The 20,074-nt window shown below is 54.7% G+C and carries 16 protein-coding genes; 7 read left to right on the top strand and 9 right to left on the bottom strand.

The genetic code is table 11. The features are described from left to right. The first annotated feature begins 154 nt into the window (after positions 1-154). The gene (locus tag JOE25_RS16850) at positions 155-1,099 is read left to right on the top strand and encodes a nucleoside hydrolase (RefSeq protein ID WP_209637094.1); all 945 of its coding nucleotides are present in this window, start codon (positions 155-157) and stop codon (positions 1,097-1,099) included. 74 nt (positions 1,100-1,173) lie between these two features. On the opposite strand, the gene tldD is transcribed toward JOE25_RS16850, so the two are convergent. The 9 genes from tldD to csrD all read right to left on the bottom strand — a co-directional run bounded on the left by tldD (position 1,174) and on the right by csrD (position 14,476). Continuing rightward, positions 1,174-2,619, bottom strand: a complete 1,446-nt coding sequence (gene tldD / locus JOE25_RS16845; protein WP_209637092.1) for a metalloprotease TldD — start codon at positions 2,617-2,619, stop codon at positions 1,174-1,176. Between the two features lie 7 nt (positions 2,620-2,626). After that, positions 2,627-3,487: a deaminated glutathione amidase gene (nit1, locus tag JOE25_RS16840; protein WP_209637090.1), complete on the bottom strand. Its 861-nt coding sequence runs from the start codon at positions 3,485-3,487 to the stop codon at positions 2,627-2,629. Further along, on the bottom strand, positions 3,484-7,299 hold the full coding sequence (gene yhdP / locus JOE25_RS16835) for an AsmA2 domain-containing protein YhdP (RefSeq protein ID WP_209637082.1): 3,816 nt from the start codon (positions 7,297-7,299) through the stop codon (positions 3,484-3,486). The genes nit1 and yhdP overlap by 4 nt, the downstream gene beginning before the upstream one ends. A gap of 105 nt (positions 7,300-7,404) precedes the next feature. Next, positions 7,405-8,874 (bottom strand): ribonuclease G, encoded by a 1,470-nt coding sequence (gene rng / locus JOE25_RS16830; RefSeq protein ID WP_209637080.1) that lies wholly within the window; start codon positions 8,872-8,874, stop codon positions 7,405-7,407. Between the two features lie 38 nt (positions 8,875-8,912). Further along, a complete protein-coding gene (locus tag JOE25_RS16825; protein WP_209637078.1) occupies positions 8,913-9,497 on the bottom strand; it encodes a nucleoside triphosphate pyrophosphatase in 585 nt (194 codons plus the stop codon). Positions 9,498-9,507: 10 nt separating this feature from the next. After that, positions 9,508-9,996 carry a rod shape-determining protein MreD gene (gene mreD / locus JOE25_RS16820; protein ID WP_012147104.1) on the bottom strand — a complete coding sequence of 163 codons (489 nt, stop codon included), beginning with the start codon at positions 9,994-9,996 and terminating at the stop codon, positions 9,508-9,510. Then, positions 9,993-10,994, bottom strand: a complete 1,002-nt coding sequence (gene mreC / locus JOE25_RS16815; RefSeq protein WP_209637076.1) for a rod shape-determining protein MreC — start codon at positions 10,992-10,994, stop codon at positions 9,993-9,995. Before mreC ends, mreD begins: the two co-directional genes overlap by 4 nt. Positions 10,995-11,088: 94 nt before the next feature. After that, positions 11,089-12,132 carry a rod shape-determining protein MreB gene (gene mreB / locus JOE25_RS16810; RefSeq protein WP_012147106.1) on the bottom strand — a complete coding sequence of 348 codons (1,044 nt, stop codon included), beginning with the start codon at positions 12,130-12,132 and terminating at the stop codon, positions 11,089-11,091. A 412-nt stretch (positions 12,133-12,544) separates the two neighbouring features. Then, positions 12,545-14,476 (bottom strand): RNase E specificity factor CsrD, encoded by a 1,932-nt coding sequence (csrD, locus tag JOE25_RS16805; RefSeq protein ID WP_209637074.1) that lies wholly within the window; start codon positions 14,474-14,476, stop codon positions 12,545-12,547. 295 nt (positions 14,477-14,771) lie between these two features. Between csrD and JOE25_RS16800 the strand changes: the two genes are divergently transcribed. The 6 genes from JOE25_RS16800 to accC all read left to right on the top strand — a co-directional run bounded on the left by JOE25_RS16800 (position 14,772) and on the right by accC (position 20,025). After that, entirely contained in the window at positions 14,772-15,749 is a 978-nt protein-coding gene (locus tag JOE25_RS16800) for an MDR family oxidoreductase (protein ID WP_209637072.1), read from the top strand. A 123-nt stretch (positions 15,750-15,872) separates the two neighbouring features. Next, entirely contained in the window at positions 15,873-16,874 is a 1,002-nt protein-coding gene (gene msrP / locus JOE25_RS16795; protein WP_209637070.1) for a protein-methionine-sulfoxide reductase catalytic subunit MsrP, read from the top strand. Then, positions 16,875-17,474: a protein-methionine-sulfoxide reductase heme-binding subunit MsrQ gene (msrQ, locus tag JOE25_RS16790; protein WP_209637068.1), complete on the top strand. Its 600-nt coding sequence runs from the start codon at positions 16,875-16,877 to the stop codon at positions 17,472-17,474. It abuts the gene before it with no gap. Between the two features lie 241 nt (positions 17,475-17,715). Next, positions 17,716-18,168 carry a type II 3-dehydroquinate dehydratase gene (gene aroQ / locus JOE25_RS16785; protein WP_209637066.1) on the top strand — a complete coding sequence of 151 codons (453 nt, stop codon included), beginning with the start codon at positions 17,716-17,718 and terminating at the stop codon, positions 18,166-18,168. Between the two features lie 32 nt (positions 18,169-18,200). Continuing rightward, positions 18,201-18,665, top strand: a complete 465-nt coding sequence (accB, locus tag JOE25_RS16780; protein WP_020832085.1) for an acetyl-CoA carboxylase biotin carboxyl carrier protein — start codon at positions 18,201-18,203, stop codon at positions 18,663-18,665. 10 nt (positions 18,666-18,675) lie between these two features. Next, on the top strand, positions 18,676-20,025 hold the full coding sequence (gene accC, locus JOE25_RS16775; protein WP_037416206.1) for an acetyl-CoA carboxylase biotin carboxylase subunit: 1,350 nt from the start codon (positions 18,676-18,678) through the stop codon (positions 20,023-20,025). The last annotated feature ends 49 nt before the right edge of the window (positions 20,026-20,074 follow it).

Genomic DNA, 20,074 nt, shown 5'->3' with positions numbered 1-20,074 from the left:
CCAGGGTAAAGAGCAATGAAGGCGGATTTACGTTTAATTACATCACTGAATCAGCAACGCTTTGATGTAGTTAACAAAAAGCATTATCGGTCATTACCTGGCCTGCCGTCGGTGCGCTATGCTGCGGGAACCTCTCCCTGCATCAGGAATAAAAATGAAAAAAATCATACTGGACTGCGATCCGGGGCATGACGATGCGATCGCCATGCTGCTGGCCTGGGGTAACCCGCAGATTGATCTGTTGGCTGTGACCACCGTGGTCGGTAATCAAACACTGGATAAGGTCACCCGTAATGCGCTGGCCGTCGCGCGCATCGCCAATATTACCGGTGTCCCCTTTGCCGCCGGCTGTCCGCGCCCGCTAGTGCGCCAGATCGAAGTCGCACCCGATATCCATGGCGAGTCCGGCCTGGATGGCCCCGTGTTGCCAGTGCCAACATTGGCACTGGAACCCTGCCATGCAGTCGATCTGATCATCAATACCATCATGGCCCGCCCGCCAGGCAGTGTGACGCTTGTCCCGACCGGCGGTCTGACCAATATCGCCATGGCGGTGCGTAAAGAACCCCGTATTGCGGAACGTGTTAAAGAAGTGGTGTTGATGGGCGGTGGCTACCACGTGGGCAACTGGAGCGCGGTGGCAGAATTTAATATCAAGATTGATCCGGAAGCCGCGCACATCGTGTTCAATGAAAAATGGCCGCTGACGATGGTTGGGCTGGATCTGACCCACCAGGCGCTTGCCACGCCGGAGGTGTGCGCACGCATCGCCGCCATCCACACAGGGCCAGCCAGGTTTGTTGGCGAGCTGCTCGAGTTCTTTGGCAAGATGTATCAGCAAGCGCAGGGCTTTAGCGCCCCACCGGTACACGATCCTTGCGCGGTGGCCTATGTCATCGACCCTGAAGTCATGACGGTGCGTAAAGTGCCGGTAGATATTGAGTTAACCGGTACCCTGACGCTGGGTATGACGGTGGCCGACTTCCGCGCCCCGCCGCCGCCTGATTGCCATACTCAGGTAGCCGTGACGCTGGATCAGGAAAAATTCTGGGATTTGGTGGTGGACGCATTGGAAAGGATTGGGGAAGTGAAGGTTTAAACCAGGGCTTAAATACAACGCGAGCCGCAAAACGAAAGCTGACAGGGGCCGTAAATCGGCCCCTGGAAAAAAAATTACGCGGTACCACCAACGGTCAGGGTATCCAGCTTCAGGGTCGGTTGACCGACGCCCACTGGCAGGCTTTGCCCTTCTTTGCCGCAAACGCCCACGCCTTTATCCAGCGCCAGATCGTTGCCGACCATCGATATCTGCTGCATCGCCTCAATCCCTGAGCCAATCAACGTCGCCCCCTTCACCGGTTTGGTAATGCGGCCTTTTTCGATCAAATAGGCCTCGGTGGTGGAGAAAACAAATTTGCCGGAGGTGATATCTACCTGACCGCCGCCAAAGTTAGGCGCATACAGGCCGTATTCAACGCTGGCGATGATCTCTTCCGGCGTGGACTTGCCCGCCAACATATAGGTGTTGGTCATGCGCGGCATTGGCAGATGCGCGTAAGACTCACGACGACCGTTGCCCGTCGGCGCAACGCCCATCAAGCGAGCGTTAAGTTTGTCCTGCATGTAGCCTTTCAGGATGCCGTTCTCGATCAGCACGTTGTACTGGCCCGGCACGCCTTCGTCATCGATCGCCAGAGAACCTCGGCGACCTTGCAGGGTACCATCATCCACTACCGTACAAAGTTCAGAAGCCACCAATTGCCCCATCTGACCGCTGAACACCGACGTACCGCGGCGGTTGAAGTCACCTTCCAGGCCGTGACCTACCGCTTCATGCAGCAACACGCCCGGCCAGCCAGCACCCAGCACCACCGGCATATTGCCGGCTGGCGCCGCTACGGCAGAAAGGTTAATCAACGCCATGCGCACCGCCTCTTTGGCGTAAGCATCAGCGCGGACTTCGCCCTCGGCCATCTCCAGGAAATAGTCGTAACCGAAACGGCCGCCGCCGCCACTGGAACCGCGTTCACGCTTACCGTCTTCTTCCACCAGCACGCTGACAGATAAACGGACTAATGGGCGAACATCCGCCGCCAGCGTCCCGTCGGTTGCCGCAACCAGGATCTGCTCGTACACGCCGGTAATGCTGGCGCTCACTTCCTGTACCCGTTTGTCGGTGGCACGGGCGACCTTGTCGACGCGATGCAGCAGGGCAATTTTCTCTTCACGCGGCAGGCTTTGCAGCGGATCGAGCACTGGATACAGGACGTTATGACTGATTTCGCCCAAGGTATGCACCTTGCCGTTACCTGCGTCACGTACGATGCTGCGCGCTGCCTGAGCACTTTGCTGTAATGCGTTCAGGGTAATTTGATCGGCATAGGCAAAGCCGGTTTTCTCGCCGCTGACGGCGCGTACCCCGACCCCTTGATCAATATTGTAAGAGCCATCCTTGATAATGCCGTCTTCAATTACCCAGGCTTCGTGGTAGCTGGACTGGAAATAGAGGTCGGCATAGTCGAGGCGGCGTTCGGCCAGTTGCCCCAAGACGGAAAACAGGTCCTGGTGGCTCAGCTTATTGGCAGCAAGTAACTGCTCACTGACAAACGTCAGGCTCATAATTTTTTTACTCTTTAATGGAGGAGTTTTTTTCAAACGGCGCGGTTAGCGACGTCTGGAATCTGTTGTGTTGCAATACCGGCATCTGTTCGCGAATGGTTTTGAGCCCGGTAATGTCGACCCGCACCTTCAATGCCGATACGGCATCCGGGTTTTCGGCCAGCACTTTGCCCCAACCGTCTACGGCCATCGAGTGGCCCCAGGTGCGACGCGTCGGCCCATGGCTGCCAACCTGTGCCGGTGCCAGGATCACACACTGGTTTTCAATCGCTCTTGCGCGCAGCAGGATTTCCCAATGCGCTTCGCCCGTCACGCGGGTAAAGGCAGCAGGAACCGAAATCAGTTCAGCGCCCTGGGCTCGCAACGCCTGATACAGTTCAGGGAAGCGCAAATCGTAGCATATGGTCATCCCTAAACGCCCGACTGGGGTATCGACGACCGTTAGCTGTTGGCCATGTTGGTAAGTGTCTGATTCCCGATAGTGACCATGAGTATCCTTGATGTCCACGTCAAACATATGCAGCTTGTCGTAACGAGCACGAATTTCACCCTGGTCATCAAACAACAGGCTGCTGGTAGTGATAAACGCGGGGTTCTCGCGGCTGATCAACGGCATGGAACCGACCAGCAACCAGACGCCATAACGCCGCGCCATCTCGCGCACCGCATTCTGCAACGGCCCGTCACCCTGATGCTCTGCATGCTCACGATAAGCGGCAGAGTTGGCGAACAACAACGCGTTCTCTGGCGTCATGACCAGCTTCACCCCGGCATTGAGTTGCTTAATCTGCTGTTCAATCTGGGCCAGGTTGTCACGTACCTTATCGCCACTGCACAACTGTAACAACGCAACGTTAGCATTTCTCATGGCGCCTTATCCTCCTTTGGCTTACGCAGAACCTCGTTGATCTTCGGCTGATCCAGATCGCCGCTGATATGGTAGCGAATCAATGAAATCTTGCTCCACAGCGGCCCCAGCACCTGAGATGCGGCAAACACCGCCGCACCGACAATCGGGTTAATCACGAAAGCCGTAGCGACGCCAACGGTGGCCGAAATGGCCGGCGCGACTACCGCTTCCATATCAATCCGTCGGCGTGCCAGATCAATCTGCCCACTCATGGCGATATCCGCCGCCAGTCCGTCAACCAACAGGTTATCGGTATGCATTATGCCATCTTTCAGCCATGCCGTGCTGCGGATGGAATCAAAGTAGAAGCCTTTACCAAAGGTATCACTGAAATCGAACTGTAGCTTACGTAGCAAGGCATCGAAGCTCACCAAACGCAAGAGTTGCCCAGCGCGTCCACCGCCCATACTCTCGATCTCACCCTTGCCCATGTTGACCTTCAACGCGCCGCTGAGCGTATTCATCTGTGGCTTCCACGGCTGCCCATGCCAATACAGATCAAAATCGATGTCATAAGGCGAGCCTTTCAGTGGGGTAGTTATCCCAAAGAAAGAGGTGGTTTCGTCAATCTTGCCGCCCAGCAATTTGCCTTTCAATGAGCTGCGCTCTTCCTGCGCATTTTGCTTCCACAGGCCGCTGGCGGTCATACGCCCTTTACCGGTATCGATCAAACCATGCGTAAGCAGGAGAGTATCGCCCTGATTGGCCAGATCCGCCTCGACCTTGCCAAGATTTTGCCCCATGACCCAGCACGACTTGCAGCGCAACATCAGCGAAGGCCAGTCCCGGAAAGACACTTTATCCACCGTCGCCAATGGGTTCGTTGCCGCAGTCGAAGTGCCCTTTGCAGCATCAAACTGCGGATTGTAATAGAGATAATTTATGTCAGCGCGCCATGGCCCGCGTTCAGTTACCCGCAGGCTACCATCAACTTCATCGCCCTTGGCGCTGATCAGCGTCCCCCCCAGCTGTTTCTCGGCAGAAAGCGTCAGCTTGTGCCAAGCCTGACCCCCCAACAGCAATTGTGGTGTTTTCAGCGCCACGGTGGTCGGGAAGTTGAAACCGCCTACCTGGCCTGAACTGCCACCCTGTTTCAGGGCCGGAGCCATTAACCCCAACCATTTCTCACCGTCCAACGCCGGTAAGTTAAGCGTCAGCGATTTTCCCGCGGGCAGTGGCGGAGTTCCGCTGCCTGCGGTTTGCCATGCGGCACGTGCCAACGTCACCTGCTTTTTGGCAAAGGTCCACTCGCTATTAAAATGGTTCTGTTTACCCGCGCTGCCGGTCAGCATGAATCCATTCAAGCCGCCTTTCACTTTTACGCTTAATGGTAATGGCTCACCCGAGGATTTATCCAACGGAGAAGGTAAGTGACTACTTACTTTTTTAAGGTCCGCCTCTACGCCAATGTCATAGCTGGCCGCCCCCTGATGAGGCAAGACGATAGCAACCTGGCCCTTCCAGGGCGCGCTGCCACTCAGCGTGTCGGCCACTTCCTTTGGAATGCCTGGGAATTTACCCGGCTGCCAGTCGGCATTCAGACCCACATTGACCTTGTAGTCGCTTTTACCTTCCTGTGTGTTGAAGTTTACTGCAACCGGCTGCCCGAACCAGTTGGCGGACAAAGTATCACTGCTCAGGTTACCGTTATCAAAACGGAACTTGCCGCTGACCTTTTGCAGTTCACTCTCGATCGGCTTGACCAACAGTGAGTTGTTGTTCAGCGCAACCTCTCCTGTGGCACGGACCAGCTCGCCGTTCAAGGGAATATCAAGATGTAAGCGCCCACTGACATTGCCGCCAATTTGCAGCTCATCCAGCGCGGCACCCAGTGAATCATGCAGTGGTGTCTGTTTGAAATAGTTATGGATCTCCGCACCCTGGCCCGCCACATCGGCATCAACGAACAGGCGTTCTTTCAGATAATCCGGAATAATTGCGGTGACATTCTTACCGTCGACGTTGCCCAACTTAGTCTGCGGCGCATTCATCCACAACCCTTCGTTGGCAAAGTCGAGATCGATAGCCAGATCGGTCAGCGCCGGCCAATCCGGCTGGAACTGGAAGGTTGAATGGCGTAGCGGGACAAACACCTCAAACTGGCCTTCGTTTTTGCGGTACGGGAAATGCTGTGGATCGCCGTTGTAGATCAAGGTGGCGTTATCCACCTGCCCGCCCTGGATGGCACCACTGAGGTAATCGACCAAATGCTTGCCCATCAAGGGTTCAGGGAAGTAACGCCAAGCGTCTGCGCCGTCATACAAACGGATACCGGCCAGAATATTCAGCCACGGGTCCCCTTTTGCCGGCTGCTGATAGCGGAAATCACCTTTTACCCACAGTGATTTGGCTTTCACATTCAAATCCTTGCTCGCCAGCGTCCACCCCTGGTCATTGTACTGCCAGGTCAGCGCCCCCGTGGCGCTGCTCACTTCCAATGGCGCACGGAACATATCACCGTACGGCAAGGTACTGTCGGTGAGACCAAGCTGCAGGCGACCATTTTCTACGCCACCGCTCAGGGCGCCGGAAAAGTGGTTCACCCCTGGCAGCAATTTCCAGTGCTGCCAACTGACATCCTGCCAGCGGGCCTGGAAACGTGTTTTTTCCGGCTGCTTCAGCGGAATATCTAACGCCAGCGCGTTTAGCTTGCCTTGTGGTTGCAGGTCATTCCAACGTTCCAGCACGTCCGGACTCAGGAAAGAGAAAGTCGGCAGCAGCGCCGCCAGCCGTTCTAGCTGAATATTAGTGGCACGTACGCGCAGTTCTTCAGTCTGCCCCGGCCCCATAAACTCGGTGTTTTCCGGGAGCCACAACGTGGAAAGCCGGCCCTGCGGCCAAGCCTGACCGTCTGTGGCCAAATTAAGCTGTGGCGCATCCACCTGCCAGCCCGTGCCCTGGCGGCTGAGCGTTAACGCCAGGTTGTCCACGTCCAATCGGTGTTGCTGATCGCCCACGCTCCAATTGGCCGCGCCTTGCTTCAGCAATGCATTACCGCCGGCGATTTCGCCGTTCTGGATCTGTAGCCAGGCAGCCAGGCTAAAGTCGGCGCTTTCCAGACCGGTATTTGCACGCAACCAGCGAGTAAACCAAGGCTTCATGTCGATATTATCGGCCTGCATATAGACCGTGCCGGTATTCAATAACCCCTGATTGTCACGCAGGTCCATACGTAACTGCACCACACCGTGCTGTCCGTTCAGCGTCGACAGGCTGATCTGCCCTTCGGCACGGTGGCGATCGCGGCTGTTAAGCCAGGTAAGCTGCGGGACTTCGAATTCGGCACGGGCACCGGCGGGCGTCAGGAATGAGAGACGGCTGTCACGTAGGTCGAAATGATCTAATTGATGCAACAGCAGATCGGTAATCTTCCCCGGTTCGATGGTGCTACCCTGATGCGCGTCCCCCCCCAGTGTGGTGTTCAGATCAAACTGGAGTTGGTAAAAGGTGAGATCGCGAAATTGCCAGCGCCAATGCAGCAGTGACTGCCACACGTCTAGCGCCAGCGTAACACGTTCAATATGCAGGTTACTTTTAGGCAACGTGGCCCGCACGTTGCGCATTTCAAGCTGTGGGCCGAAGGTTTCCCAGCTCCCCTGCATGAAATCGACCTGCACAGGCACACCGGAAAGGCTTTCGACCTTTGCCAGTATTTGAGGGCGGTAGTTGTTCAGCTCAGGCAGTGCCAAACGTAATCCGCTGATCAGCAACGCCACGACGACAATCAGACTGGCGCCTGTAGCTAACAAAATCCCAGGCAGTCGCCTCACGCAGTTCTCCTTGCTTCCGCTGCCTGGCAACGGGAATATCTATGCACAGTGGGGCTCAGCATGCTGAGCCCCACCGATGCCGGACCTTGGCTACCCACAGGCGGACTACATCATGACAACGTCAAACTGTTCCTGACTGTACAAGGGTTCGATTTGTACCTTCACCTGCTTGCCGACAAAAATTTCTACTTCCGCCAACGCATGAGACTCTTCGCTTTTCAGCGCTTCCCCCACCGCCGCGGACGCGTATACCAGGAAACGATCGGAATCATAAGCATGGTGCACACGCACAATTTCGCGCAAAATTTCGTAGCACACGGTTTCCACTGTTTTCAATGTGCCGCGTCCATGACAAGTAGGACAATCATGACACAGCACATGTTCAATGCTTTCACGCGTACGTTTACGCGTCATTTCAACTAAGCCTAGCTGAGAGAAGCCGTTAATCGTGGTTTTTACCCGATCTTTACTCAGCGCCAGCTCCAGCGAGTGTAGTACCCGACGCCGGTGTTCGTCATTGTTCATGTCAATGAAGTCAATGATGATTATACCGCCCAAATTGCGCAGCCGCAGTTGGCGGGCAATAGCTTGCGTCGCTTCGATATTGGTATTGAAGATGGTTTCGTCGAGGTTACGATGGCCGACAAAAGCGCCGGTGTTGATATCCACGGTGGTCATCGCCTCGGTCTGATCGATAATCAGATAACCGCCGGACTTCAGTTCCACCTTGCGCTCTAACGCGCGCTGTATCTCATTTTCGACATCGTACAAATCAAAGATGGGCTGGCTACCGGTATACAGTTCCAGCTTGGCAGTGATATCCGGGATGTACTCACCGGTAAACTCCACCAACAGATCGTGAGTCAGACGGGAGTCCACGCGGATCCGATCCAGCGCTGCACCCGCGAAATCACGCAGAATGCGCTGCGCCAGCGCCAATTCACCATACAGTTTGTATTTGGTCTGGTTGCGTTTTTTACGCTCCATCACCTTGGTCCACAGGCGTTTAAGGAAGGCGGCATCCTGCGCCAGCTCTTCTTCACCGATGCCTTCCGCCGCGGTGCGGATGATAAAACCACCCAGCTCATCGCAATAGCCGGCAACGGCTTTCTTCAAACGCTCGCGCTCGGCTTCGCTTTCTATACGTTGGGAAACACCAACGTGCGCCGCACCCGGCATAAACACCAGGTAACGCGAAGGCAAGGTAATGTCGGTAGTCAGGCGTGCGCCTTTAGTGCCCAGCGGATCTTTCACTACCTGCACCATCAGATCCTGCCCCTGGCGCACCAGCTCAGCAATATCCCGCACGTGGAAATTCTTCTGCTCATCACCAGCCACACATTCGGTGTGTGGCATGATATCGGAGGCGTGCAGGAAGGCCGCTTTGTCCAGGCCGATATCGACGAATGCTGCCTGCATGCCTGGCAACACGCGACTTACGCGCCCTTTATAAATATTGCCGACGATGCCACGCTTGGATTCGCGCTCGATGTGGATCTCTTGCAGGATGCCGCCATCAATATAGGCAACCCGCGTTTCAGACGGTGTGATATTAACCAGTAGCTCAGCTGTCATGCCCTCTCCTCAGAACCGGTCGATAATGGCAGCACCCATCAACCGGTTCTTACATCACGTAATGCGACAAAATTACTGAGCAGCTCATGTGTTTCGACTAACGGCAAGCCCATCACTGCGTGATAACTGCCGGTTATCGTTCTGACGAAACAACCACCCTTTCCTTGAATTCCGTAGGCGCCCGCTTTATCCATCGGTTCGCCCGTTGCAATATAGTCGCAAATATCCTGCTGTGACAGGTTGCGGAATGTCACGTCTGTCACCACTAGCTGGCACAGAACATCATGGCAATCGGCGACGGCCACTGCGGTCATCACCTGATGCTGTTTACCCGACAGCGCCGCCAGCATTTCTGCCGCATGCGCTTCGTCGCGTGGCTTTTCCAACACCCGGCCATTGAGCACGACAATGGTATCGGCCCCCAGTACCGGCCAATCTTTCTGCGCCATGGCCACGCCCGCTTTGGCCTTGTCCTGCGCCAAACGGCGCACATAGGCTTCGGCGGCTTCCCCTTCACGCCGCTGTTCTTCTGTGTCCGTTAAGATGACTTCAAACGGAACCCCTAGAAGGGTCAGTAATTCACGTCGACGGGGAGAACCAGAGGCCAGATAAAGCGAAGTCATTGATATACCCTTACTGTACGGCGAACTGACGGCGAATTTTGCGCATCAGCAGGAATAACCACGGCCACAGGATGCCGTTTACCACACTACTCCAGAACACCTCTGGGCGGAAAGAGACGTTGATCACTAAGAACTCGGCCCAGAACACCACGACGTCCATCGCCAGTGACAACAGCACGACGATCAACGCCTGTTGCCAGAGCGCCATATTGCGGAACAGTTGGAATTTGAATGCCACCAGATAGGCAATGATCCCCAACGCCAGTGCGCGAACGCCCAACGTGGAACCGAGGATCAGATCCATAATCAAGCCCAGCACAAAACCGGTACCGACATTAACCCGGTGTGGCAGCGCCATCACCCAGTAGATCAGGATCAAGGCCAGCCAGGACGGTCGGAACATATAGATCTGTTCCGGCCACGGCATGATTTGCAGCACCAGTGCCACCAGAAATGACAGCCAGATTATCCAGCGCCCGTTGCTGCGATAGCGGTTCATTGCGCAGCTCCCGCGGCGGGTGCCGCGGTTGGCACAGCCGTCCCGGTGGCTGCTGCCGGCTGCGGCAACTGTGGCCCCACGGCATCTGGCGGCGGCAGAACCTGCGGCATCATCTGCATCAGGCGCTCATTGGCAACGCGATGTACTTCGTCCGGAGGCAACGGCATATCCCCGTTGCGGTCAGCGCCCCATAACAACAGCAGATAGCGCAAACGTTGCAGGCCAGCCGTTGGTCGCGCTTGAATCACGGTATAGGCGCGCTGGTTATCCACTTTGACCGAGGACACAACGGCCACCGGGTAGCCTTCAGGGAAGCGTCCACCCAGACCCGATGTGACCAGCACATCACCCACGCGGATATCCGTATTGTTCGGCAGATGCTCAAGCTGTAAATCGTCTGCACACCCACTGCCTGCCGCGATCACCCGGATATCGTTACGCAATACCTGGATTGGCAGCGCGTGTGAAGCATCGCAGATGAGCAATACGCGACTGGTCACCTTCGCCACCGCGACGACTTGGCCAACAACACCTTTATCGCTGATGACAGGTTGGCCTTCATAAACGCCATTGTCCGAACCTTTGTCGATCACCACCTGATCGCTGTAAGGATCGGAGCCGGTCGAGATCACCTGGGTGACCATTTTATGTTCGTCCTGGCGCAACGGTGAGCCTAATAACTCACGCAAGCGGGCGTTTTCCTGCTTGAATTGACCAAGAAGAAGAATATCGCTGTTTTTCAGCAGCAGTTCCTGCCGCAGAGCCCGGTTTTCAAGCTCCAGCTGTTGGCGGGTAGCCAGCGTTTCTGAAACGCTGTCCAAAACTTTACGTGGCCCATTGGCCAGAAAATAGAAAGGGCTAACGGCCGTGTCCATGTAGTTACGTATTTTCACGAACGTACCGAGACGGCTATCGGCAACGATCAGGCAAATCGCCGCAATCACTGCCAAAAAAAGTCGTAGTTGCAGAGAAGGGCCCCTGCTAAAAATCGGCTTCATAAATTATGCGTGTTCCTCGACAACAGAAAGAGGAACCGTACCTGATTTTCGCTTTGCGCAGTCATCCGATACGATTCCTCCTTCCTGGGGCTGACTATTCTTCGCTGAACAAATCGCCGCCATGCATGTCGATCATTTCCAACGCCTTGCCGCCGCCGCGGGCTACGCAGGTCAGCGGATCTTCTGCTACGACAACCGGAATACCGGTTTCTTCCATCAGCAGGCGATCCAGGTTGCGCAACAGTGCGCCACCGCCGGTCAACACCATGCCACGTTCGGAAATGTCGGAAGCCAACTCCGGCGGACACTGTTCCAGCGCCACCATCACCGCACTGACGATACCGGTCAACGGCTCTTGCAGCGCTTCAAGGATTTCATTGGAATTCAGGGTAAAGCCGCGTGGCACGCCCTCAGCCAGGTTACGGCCGCGAACTTCGATTTCATGCACTTCATCGCCTGGATAAGCAGAACCGATGCCGTGTTTGATACGTTCAGCAGTGGCTTCACCAATCAGTGAGCCATAGTTACGACGCACATAATTAATGATGGCTTCGTCGAAACGGTCACCACCGATACGCACGGAAGAGGAGTAGACCACACCATTTAGTGAGATCACGGCCACTTCAGTGGTACCACCACCGATATCAACCACCATCGAACCCGTCGCTTCAGAAACCGGCAGACCTGCACCGATTGCCGCAGCCATAGGTTCTTCAATCAGAAACACTTCACGTGCCCCCGCCCCTTGAGCGGATTCACGGATGGCACGGCGTTCAACCTGAGTTGCGCCGACCGGCACACACACCAGCACGCGCGGACTTGGCCGCATGAAGCTGTTGCTGTGGACCTGTTTGATGAAATGCTGCAGCATTTTTTCTGTCACGAAGAAATCGGCGATAACGCCGTCTTTCATCGGACGAATAGCCGCGATATTGCCGGGTGTACGTCCCAGCATCTGTTTAGCCTCATGACCCACGGCCGCAACGCTCTTGGGTGAACCGGCACGATCCTGGCGAATGGCAACCACCGACGGTTCGTTCAGTACAATGCCTTGCCCTTTAACATAAATCAGGGTATTGGCGGTACCCAAGTCGATGGACAAGTCGTTGGAAAACATGCCACGAAATTTCTTAAACATAACTAAAGGATAATCCTGCAAGCTGGGGGCGGAAAATAAAATCCGCCTACTTTACCAACCACACGAAGCAGCGACAAGGCGCAAAAACGTTCTACTTCGGTGAAAAATAGTCTGTATTGTTTCTGCTCGAATGCACGGAAATTGGATGAGGCCTGAATTCCCTGAACAAAGGCTCAGTTTACCACCCTGTCAGCGCACGAAACGGCGTAACACAGCTCATAAAATCTAACATATTCCCTGATTGCCGCTGGTGGTAAGCACCTACCAACGCTCAACAGAAAAGGACTGACAAGAGCCTATATCAAATAGGCGTCATTGTCGCAGGCAGTTTGGGGAAAATCCCAAAATGACAGATAAAATAGCCCAGATGAATTGGCGCTCATTCTACGTCAATTTTTGCCAGGCTTTCAGGTTAAACTCGATAACGGCGTGAATATTTTTTACGCCCGACGTCTATTGGCTCTGGAGGCGCGAAAAAGTCGCCCTGCCCACCGAGAATCCCGCGTTCTTTCAGCGTTTGCCATTCATTGCGCGTCCGCACACTTGCAGCAAAAACCTGGGTACTGGTGCCTTCACAAGCGCCGGTCAGGCTCTGAACGAACAGCTGATTTTCATCACGCTTATCAATACTCCGCACCAGACCCGCGTGAAGCTTAACCAGTTCCACCGGTAAGGACTTGATATAAGAGGTACTGACTACGGTTAACCCCGCTTGAGAGACCACCAAACGGCACCCCAATCCTGAAAGCAATCTCAGCACGGGGCGCAAACGGTCGATATGTTGACACACATCTGCCTCAGCAAGTTCAATCAGAATTCGCCGACGATGACTTTTTTCACACTGTAGCAGGCTATCACGCAGCCAGCGCTGGAAAGTGCGCTGCAATAATGAATCAACACACAGCGTAAATGCCAACGACTCTTCAGGCCACAATGCCAACAAAGGCAGAATGCGGCTAATAAGCTGACGATCGTAGCTTTCCGCCAACCCCAACTGCTGCACTAATGGCATATATTCAGATGGCAGTAGTTCCTGCGTCCCGTCATAAATCCGACTCATGATCTCACGATGATGGACTTCCCCTTCCACCGTCACCGCCGGTTTCTGATATAACCGTGGGCCTCCCTTCGCAAGCACTTGCTCCAACAACGTTCGCCACTTGACGCTACCGCGGCCTTTTTCCGGCACCTGGCTGTCGTAAACATACCACCCGTTTTCCCCCTGCAACGTGGCATGGCGCGTTGCCTGTTCTGCGAAATCAATCACCTGCTCGGTAGTTTGCCCGCTGCGGTATGCCACGATGCCAATGTGTAAAAACGCTTCGCGATCGATGAGTGCCGTTGAAGGCAAGGCGTCAATTGCGTGAACCAGCTGCGAAGCAATACCGTCCGCTTCTTTTAATGTGCGGTGCGGCAAGAGAACGGTAAAATCGCTGTGGAAATAGCGTGCCAGCAGCGCCGCCGGATAGCGCATCACAAAGGTCGACAACAGGTTAACCAGTGAATACATCAGTTCCTGCACCACGGTGTTACCGTGGATTTCCCGCAGCGTATCGAAATCCGGTAATCGCACCATCATAACAATGCCGTGCGAGCCGGCCTCTTCCAACTGAGTGGTGAGCTGGTTATCGAAGAAGAGTCGGTTGTTTAGCCCGGTTTTGGCATCCTGAGCGGCAAAGGCGCGGATCAGCGTATCGACCCGGCTGCGCTCCTCGCGAGCCTCCGCCAGATCCGCCAACAGGCGATCGAGAGCGCCGCTAACGTTCGCAGGCCATTCACGCACGTCACCTTGCATCACGCTTTCACGTTCGCCATTCAAAATGCGGCGCGCACGGCGCTCAAGCCGATCCTCGCCATCGGCCTGTTCCCGTAACCAGCGCAGGCTGAACAGCAGGATCATCACCATCACGACGATAGACAGCGTCACAGCGGCGGTGGATTGCAAGGAACGCACGTCGCTGGCGAAAGGATCAACATAAGTAATCGTCAGTGAGGCGCCAGGGTGCTGTAGCAGCGGCTGGGCGACTTGCCGATAACCGCTAAGAGACTCCCAGGGCGCTTTGACCGTCGGTAATTTATAAGAGAGAAGATTACTGCTACTGGTATCTATGCTGACCGCAACAATACCGAGCGGGCGCATCACCAAAGGCAGCCATTGTTTCTGCTCTTCGGGGGATTCACGCAGCATCGCCTGATCGAGCGAGGTCATCAGTGAGTCGAAACGACGCTCCAGACGATCTTGTGTGACGTAGAAGAAACTGTATGAACAGCCCATCAGCATCAAAAACATCGCCAGAGCAACAAGCAGGGTGATCAATGCAGAGAGTTTGGTGGTGAATCGCATCCCTGTGCCTTGTCCGTTATGGTTACGTGAATTTTCACCTTTGGAAGTATAAAGGCCCCGAATCCTCTCAAATGAATCCAACACAATACCTTGATATTTTAATGAGTCACTGGCTCAACCCAAGGGTATCCACCAACCGATCTTGCCGCTCAAGCTATCAAGCATCGCCAACGATGAAAACCTTCAATCATTATTTTTTGTCCTTTATCAGGACATAAATTTCTTATTATGCATATAGTCATTGAAATCTGATTCAGCCATCTTTGGCAAAAATGCAAACGAGAGGAAGAGTGACATGCGCGCACTGTTATTGGAACAACAAGACGATCAAACTCTAGCTCACGTCAAGGATATCGGTAGCGATCAGTTGCCCGACGGCGACGTGACGGTGAACGTCAACTGGTCCAGCCTTAACTATAAAGATGCATTGGCGATCACAGGTAAAGGCAAGATCGTACGTAATTTCCCGATGGTGCCCGGCATCGATTTCGCCGGTACCGTCCATCATAGCCGCGACGATCGCTTTAAAGAAGGCCAAAGCGTGGTGCTTACTGGTTGGGGTGTGGGCGAAAACCATTGGGGCGGCCTGGCGGAACAAGCGCGGGTCTCCGGCGAATGGTTGGTACCACTTCCACACGGGTTAGATGAACGTAAAGCCATGATCCTCGGGACCGCCGGTTTTACCGCCATGCTGTGCGTGATGGCACTGGAAGAAGGCGGCGTGCATCCCGATGATGGCAATATTTTAGTTACCGGTGCCAGTGGCGGCGTAGGCAGTACGGCGATCGCCATTCTTGCGGCACTGGGCTATCACGTCACGGCAATCAGCGGCCGTGAAAGCAATACCGAATATTTAAAAGCGCTCGGCGCCAAAGAAGTGCTATCGCGCAGTGGCTATCTCGAAGCCCCGCGCCCACTTGAGAAACAGCTGTGGGCAGGTGCCGTAGATACCGTGGGTGACACACTGCTGGCGCGCGTGTTGGCGCAAATGAACTATAACGGTACCGTCGCGGCCTGCGGTTTAGCCGGTGGCTATCACCTGCCGACCACGGTTATGCCATTTATTCTGCGCAACGTACGCCTGCAAGGCGTGGACTCGGTACACACGCCGCTGCATCGCCGTCAAACCGCCTGGGAGCGCCTGGCGGGTATCCTGCCGGACAGCTTCTATCAACAAGCTACCCAAGAAATCACGTTGGAACAGGCTCCGGCTACCGCTGCCGCGCTGCTGGAGAACAAAGTCACCGGTCGTACCCTGGTGAAAATCCGCTAATCCCAACACCCCTCCGGCAACGGGGGGCATACCCCGCCTGCGAAATTTCATATTTTCCCTCCGCTTCTCGCATATGGCCTGCTTTCACGCCATGCTTATATCCTAAGACGCGGAGAAAATATCATGAGTAAACAACGAAAATTGACCGAGGCCGATGTCACACCCGAGAGCGTGTTTCATCAGCGCCGCAAAGTGTTGCAGGCATTAGGCATCACCGCCGCTTCACTGGCGTTGCCCACCCCTGCACGGGCTGATTTGCTGTCATGGTTCAAAGGCCACGATCGGCCCAAGGCACCACCGGGCAAACCGCTGACGTTCACCAAGCCTGCGGCCTGGCAATCCCAGCTGGCACTGACGCCGGAAGACAAAGTTTCCGGCTACAACAATTTCTACGAGTTCGGTCTCGATAAGGCCGATCCGGCCGCCAACGCAGGCGGACTGAAGACCGAAGGCTGGAAAGTGCGCATCGACGGCGAAGTGGCTAAGCCCATCACGCTCGACATCGACGATTTAATGAAGCGTTTTCCATTGGAACAGCGTATCTACCGTATGCGCTGCGTGGAAGCCTGGTCGATGGTCGTGCCCTGGATTGGCTTTGAGTTGGGGAAACTGATCACGCTCGCGGAGCCAAACAGCAATGCACGTTATGTCGCCTTCCAAACGCTGTACGACCCGGAGCAGATGCCGGGCCAGAAAGACCGGTTTATCGGCGGTGGCCTGAAGTATCCCTATGTAGAAGGCTTGCGTCTTGATGAGGCGATGAATCCACTGGCATTGCTGACTGTTGGTGTGTACGGCAAGACACTCCCGCCGCAAAACGGTGCGCCACTGCGGCTTATTACCCCATGGAAATACGGTTTTAAAGGTATTAAGTCGATTGTGCACATCCGTCTGGTACGCGATCAACCGCCGACGACCTGGAATGAGTCTGCGCCAAATGAATACGGTTTCTACGCCAATGTGAATCCGCACGTCGATCACCCGCGCTGGTCTCAGGCCACCGAGCGATTTATCGGCTCCGGCGGTATTTTGGACGTTAAACGCCAGCCGACGCTCCTGTTTAATGGCTATGCCGAACAGGTCGCATCGTTGTATCGCGGTCTCGACCTGCGGGAGAATTTCTAAGTGCGTTTGACCCCAACTCACATCACATGGATCAAGGTCGGCATTTATCTGGCGGCATTTCTGCCTTTCCTCTGGCTGGTGCTGTCGGTAGACCAAGGTTGGTTCAGCGCCGATCCTGCCAAAGATATTCAGCATTTTACCGGCAGAATGACGCTAAAATTGCTGCTGGCAACCTTGGCGATCGCTCCGTTGGCACGCTACGCTCGCCAACCCTTGCTGATACGCTGCCGTCGTTTGGTCGGGCTGTGGTGTTTTGCCTGGGGCACACTGCATCTGATAAGCTATTCGACGCTTGAACTGGGGTTAAGCAATATCGGCCTGCTGGGGCGCGAACTTGTCACCCGTCCGTATTTGACACTCGGCATTATCAGTTGGTTGATCCTACTGGCGCTGGCCGCGACCTCAACGCTGTGGGCTATGCGCAAACTGGGCGCCAAATGGCAGACATTGCATAATTTGGTGTATCTGGTCGCGATCCTGGCTCCGATTCACTACCTGTGGTCGGTAAAAACCTTCTCGCCACAGCCCTTTATTTACGCCCTGCTGGCGGTGTTATTACTGGCACTGCGATACAAGAAATTCCGCAATTGGTGGCGTTAACAGGCGGAACTTTTCTGTGTTCTACCCCTCATAATGCGATAACGCCACCGTCAGTTTGCTGATTTAGGGTTGAATATCTTCGCTGATAAGACCAGTATTTAGCTGCGAATTGCTACGATATCGTTATAATGCCCGACCTTGTTCCTGTTCTCAGGGTGAATTTTCCCCTTAACAGGTGACAAATCGGTGACGTCGGGTTATTTTCTACGATGATGGTTTTATTGCCGGAGATACCAGCACAATGGCGGATAAGTTTCACATTTTGCTTCTGAACGGCCCCAATCTGAATCTGCTGGGGACGCGTGAGCCGGAGAAGTACGGCAGCACGACGTTAACAGAGATTGTTAACGGATTGGAAAACCAGGCATCCACACTGGATATTACCCTGAGCCATCTGCAGTCTAACGCCGAACATGCGCTGATCGACCGCATACATGAAGCGCGCGGCAACACAGATTTTATTCTGATTAACCCTGCCGCGTTCACGCATACCAGCGTGGCGCTGCGTGATGCATTGCTGGCGGTGCAGATCCCGTTTATCGAGATCCACTTGTCCAACGTGCACGCCCGAGAACCTTTCCGCCATCACTCTTACCTCTCCGATATTGCGGTGGGTGTGATTTGCGGCCTCGGCGCGGATGGCTACACATTTGCTTTACAGGCAGCGGTTAAACGTCTGTCGAAAACCCACTAATTGCTACGCAAAAAGAGTACGGAATCACACTCATGGATATTCGTAAAATCAAGAAACTGATCGAACTGGTTGAAGAATCAGGCATTTCTGAACTGGAAATCTCTGAAGGCGAAGAGTCAGTTCGCATCAGCCGCGCCGCACCGGCGCAGGCTTACCCAATGATGCCACAGGCATACGCAATGCCGGCACAGCCGCAGCCAGCACTGGCTACTGCCGTTGCCAGCGCACCAGCCGAAACGCCTGCAGCACCAGCGGCCATGAGTGGCCACGTCGTCCGTTCCCCAATGGTGGGTACTTTCTACCGCACGCCAAGCCCGGATGCGAAAGCCTTCATCGAAGTCGGCCAGAAAGTGAACGCCGGCGACACGCTGTGCATCGTTGAAGCGATGAAAATGATGAACCAGATCGAAGCGGACAAATCCGGCGTAGTGAAAGCTATTCTGGTAGAGAACGGCCAACCGGTAGAATTTGACGAGCCACTGGTCGTCATCGAATAACGAGGCGAACATGCTTGATAAAATTGTTATCGCCAACCGTGGCGAGATCGCACTTCGTATCCTGCGTGCTTGTAAAGAGTTGGGCATCAAAACTGTTGCCGTACACTCCACAGCCGATCGCGATCTGAAACACGTACTGCTGGCTGACGAGACTGTATGTATCGGTCCTGCGCCATCAGTTAAAAGCTATCTGAATATCCCGGCTATCATCTCTGCGGCAGAAATCACCGGCGCAGTGGCGATCCACCCAGGGTATGGCTTCTTGTCTGAAAACGCCGACTTCGCCGAGCAAATCGAGCGTTCTGGCTTTATCTTCATTGGCCCGAAAGCCGAAACTATCCGCCTGATGGGCGACAAGGTTTCTGCTATCAACGCCATGAAGAAAGCCGGTGTACCTTGTGTGCCTGGCTCCGATGGTCCGCTGACCGACGACATGGACAAAAACCGTGCCTTCGCTAAGCGCATCGGCTATCCGGTCATCATCAAGGCATCCGGCGGCGGCGGCGGCCGCGGCATGCGCGTTGTGCGCAGCGACAAAGACCTCGAGCAATCCATCACCATGACCAAAGCGGAAGCCAAAGCGGCTTTCAATAACGACATGGTTTACATGGAAAAATACCTGGAAAACCCACGCCATATCGAAATTCAGATTTTGGCAGACGGTCAGGGTAATGCCATCTATCTGGCCGAGCGCGACTGCTCCATGCAGCGTCGCCACCAGAAAGTGGTTGAAGAGGCTCCGGCACCGGGCATCACCAGCGAAATGCGTCGTTATATCGGCGAGCGTTGTTCAAAGGCCTGTGTGGAAATCGGTTACCGCGGCGCGGGTACTTTCGAGTTCCTGTATGAAAACGGCGAGTTCTATTTCATCGAAATGAACACCCGTATTCAGGTTGAACACCCGGTTACTGAAATGATCACCGGTGTGGATCTGATCAAAGAGCAGCTGCGTATCGCTGCCGGTCAGCCACTGTCGATCAAACAGGACGAAGTGAAGGTTCACGGCCACGCGGTGGAATGCCGTATCAACGCCGAAGACCCGAACACCTTCCTGCCAAGCCCAGGCAAGATCACCCGTTTCCATGCACCAGGTGGTTTCGGCGTGCGTTGGGAATCTCATATTTACGCCGGTTATACCGTACCGCCGTACTATGATTCCATGATCGGCAAACTGATCACGTTCGGTGAAAACCGTGACGTGGCGATTGCCCGCATGAAGAACGCCCTGGCTGAGCTGATCATCGATGGCATCAAAACCAACGTTGAGCTGCAGCAAAAGATCATGAGCGACGAAAACTTCCAGCACGGTGGCACTAACATCCACTATCTGGAGAAGAAGCTGGGTCTGCAGGAAACCTAAGGCAGGCTATTCGCATCGCCTGACAGAAGGCCGGTTAATTGCCGGCCTT

This window comes from Serratia sp. PL17 (assembly GCF_017832355.1).
In the GTDB taxonomy this organism is placed as follows: Bacteria; Pseudomonadota; Gammaproteobacteria; order Enterobacterales; family Enterobacteriaceae; genus Serratia.
This window is presented reverse-complemented; position numbering and strand designations above follow the sequence as displayed.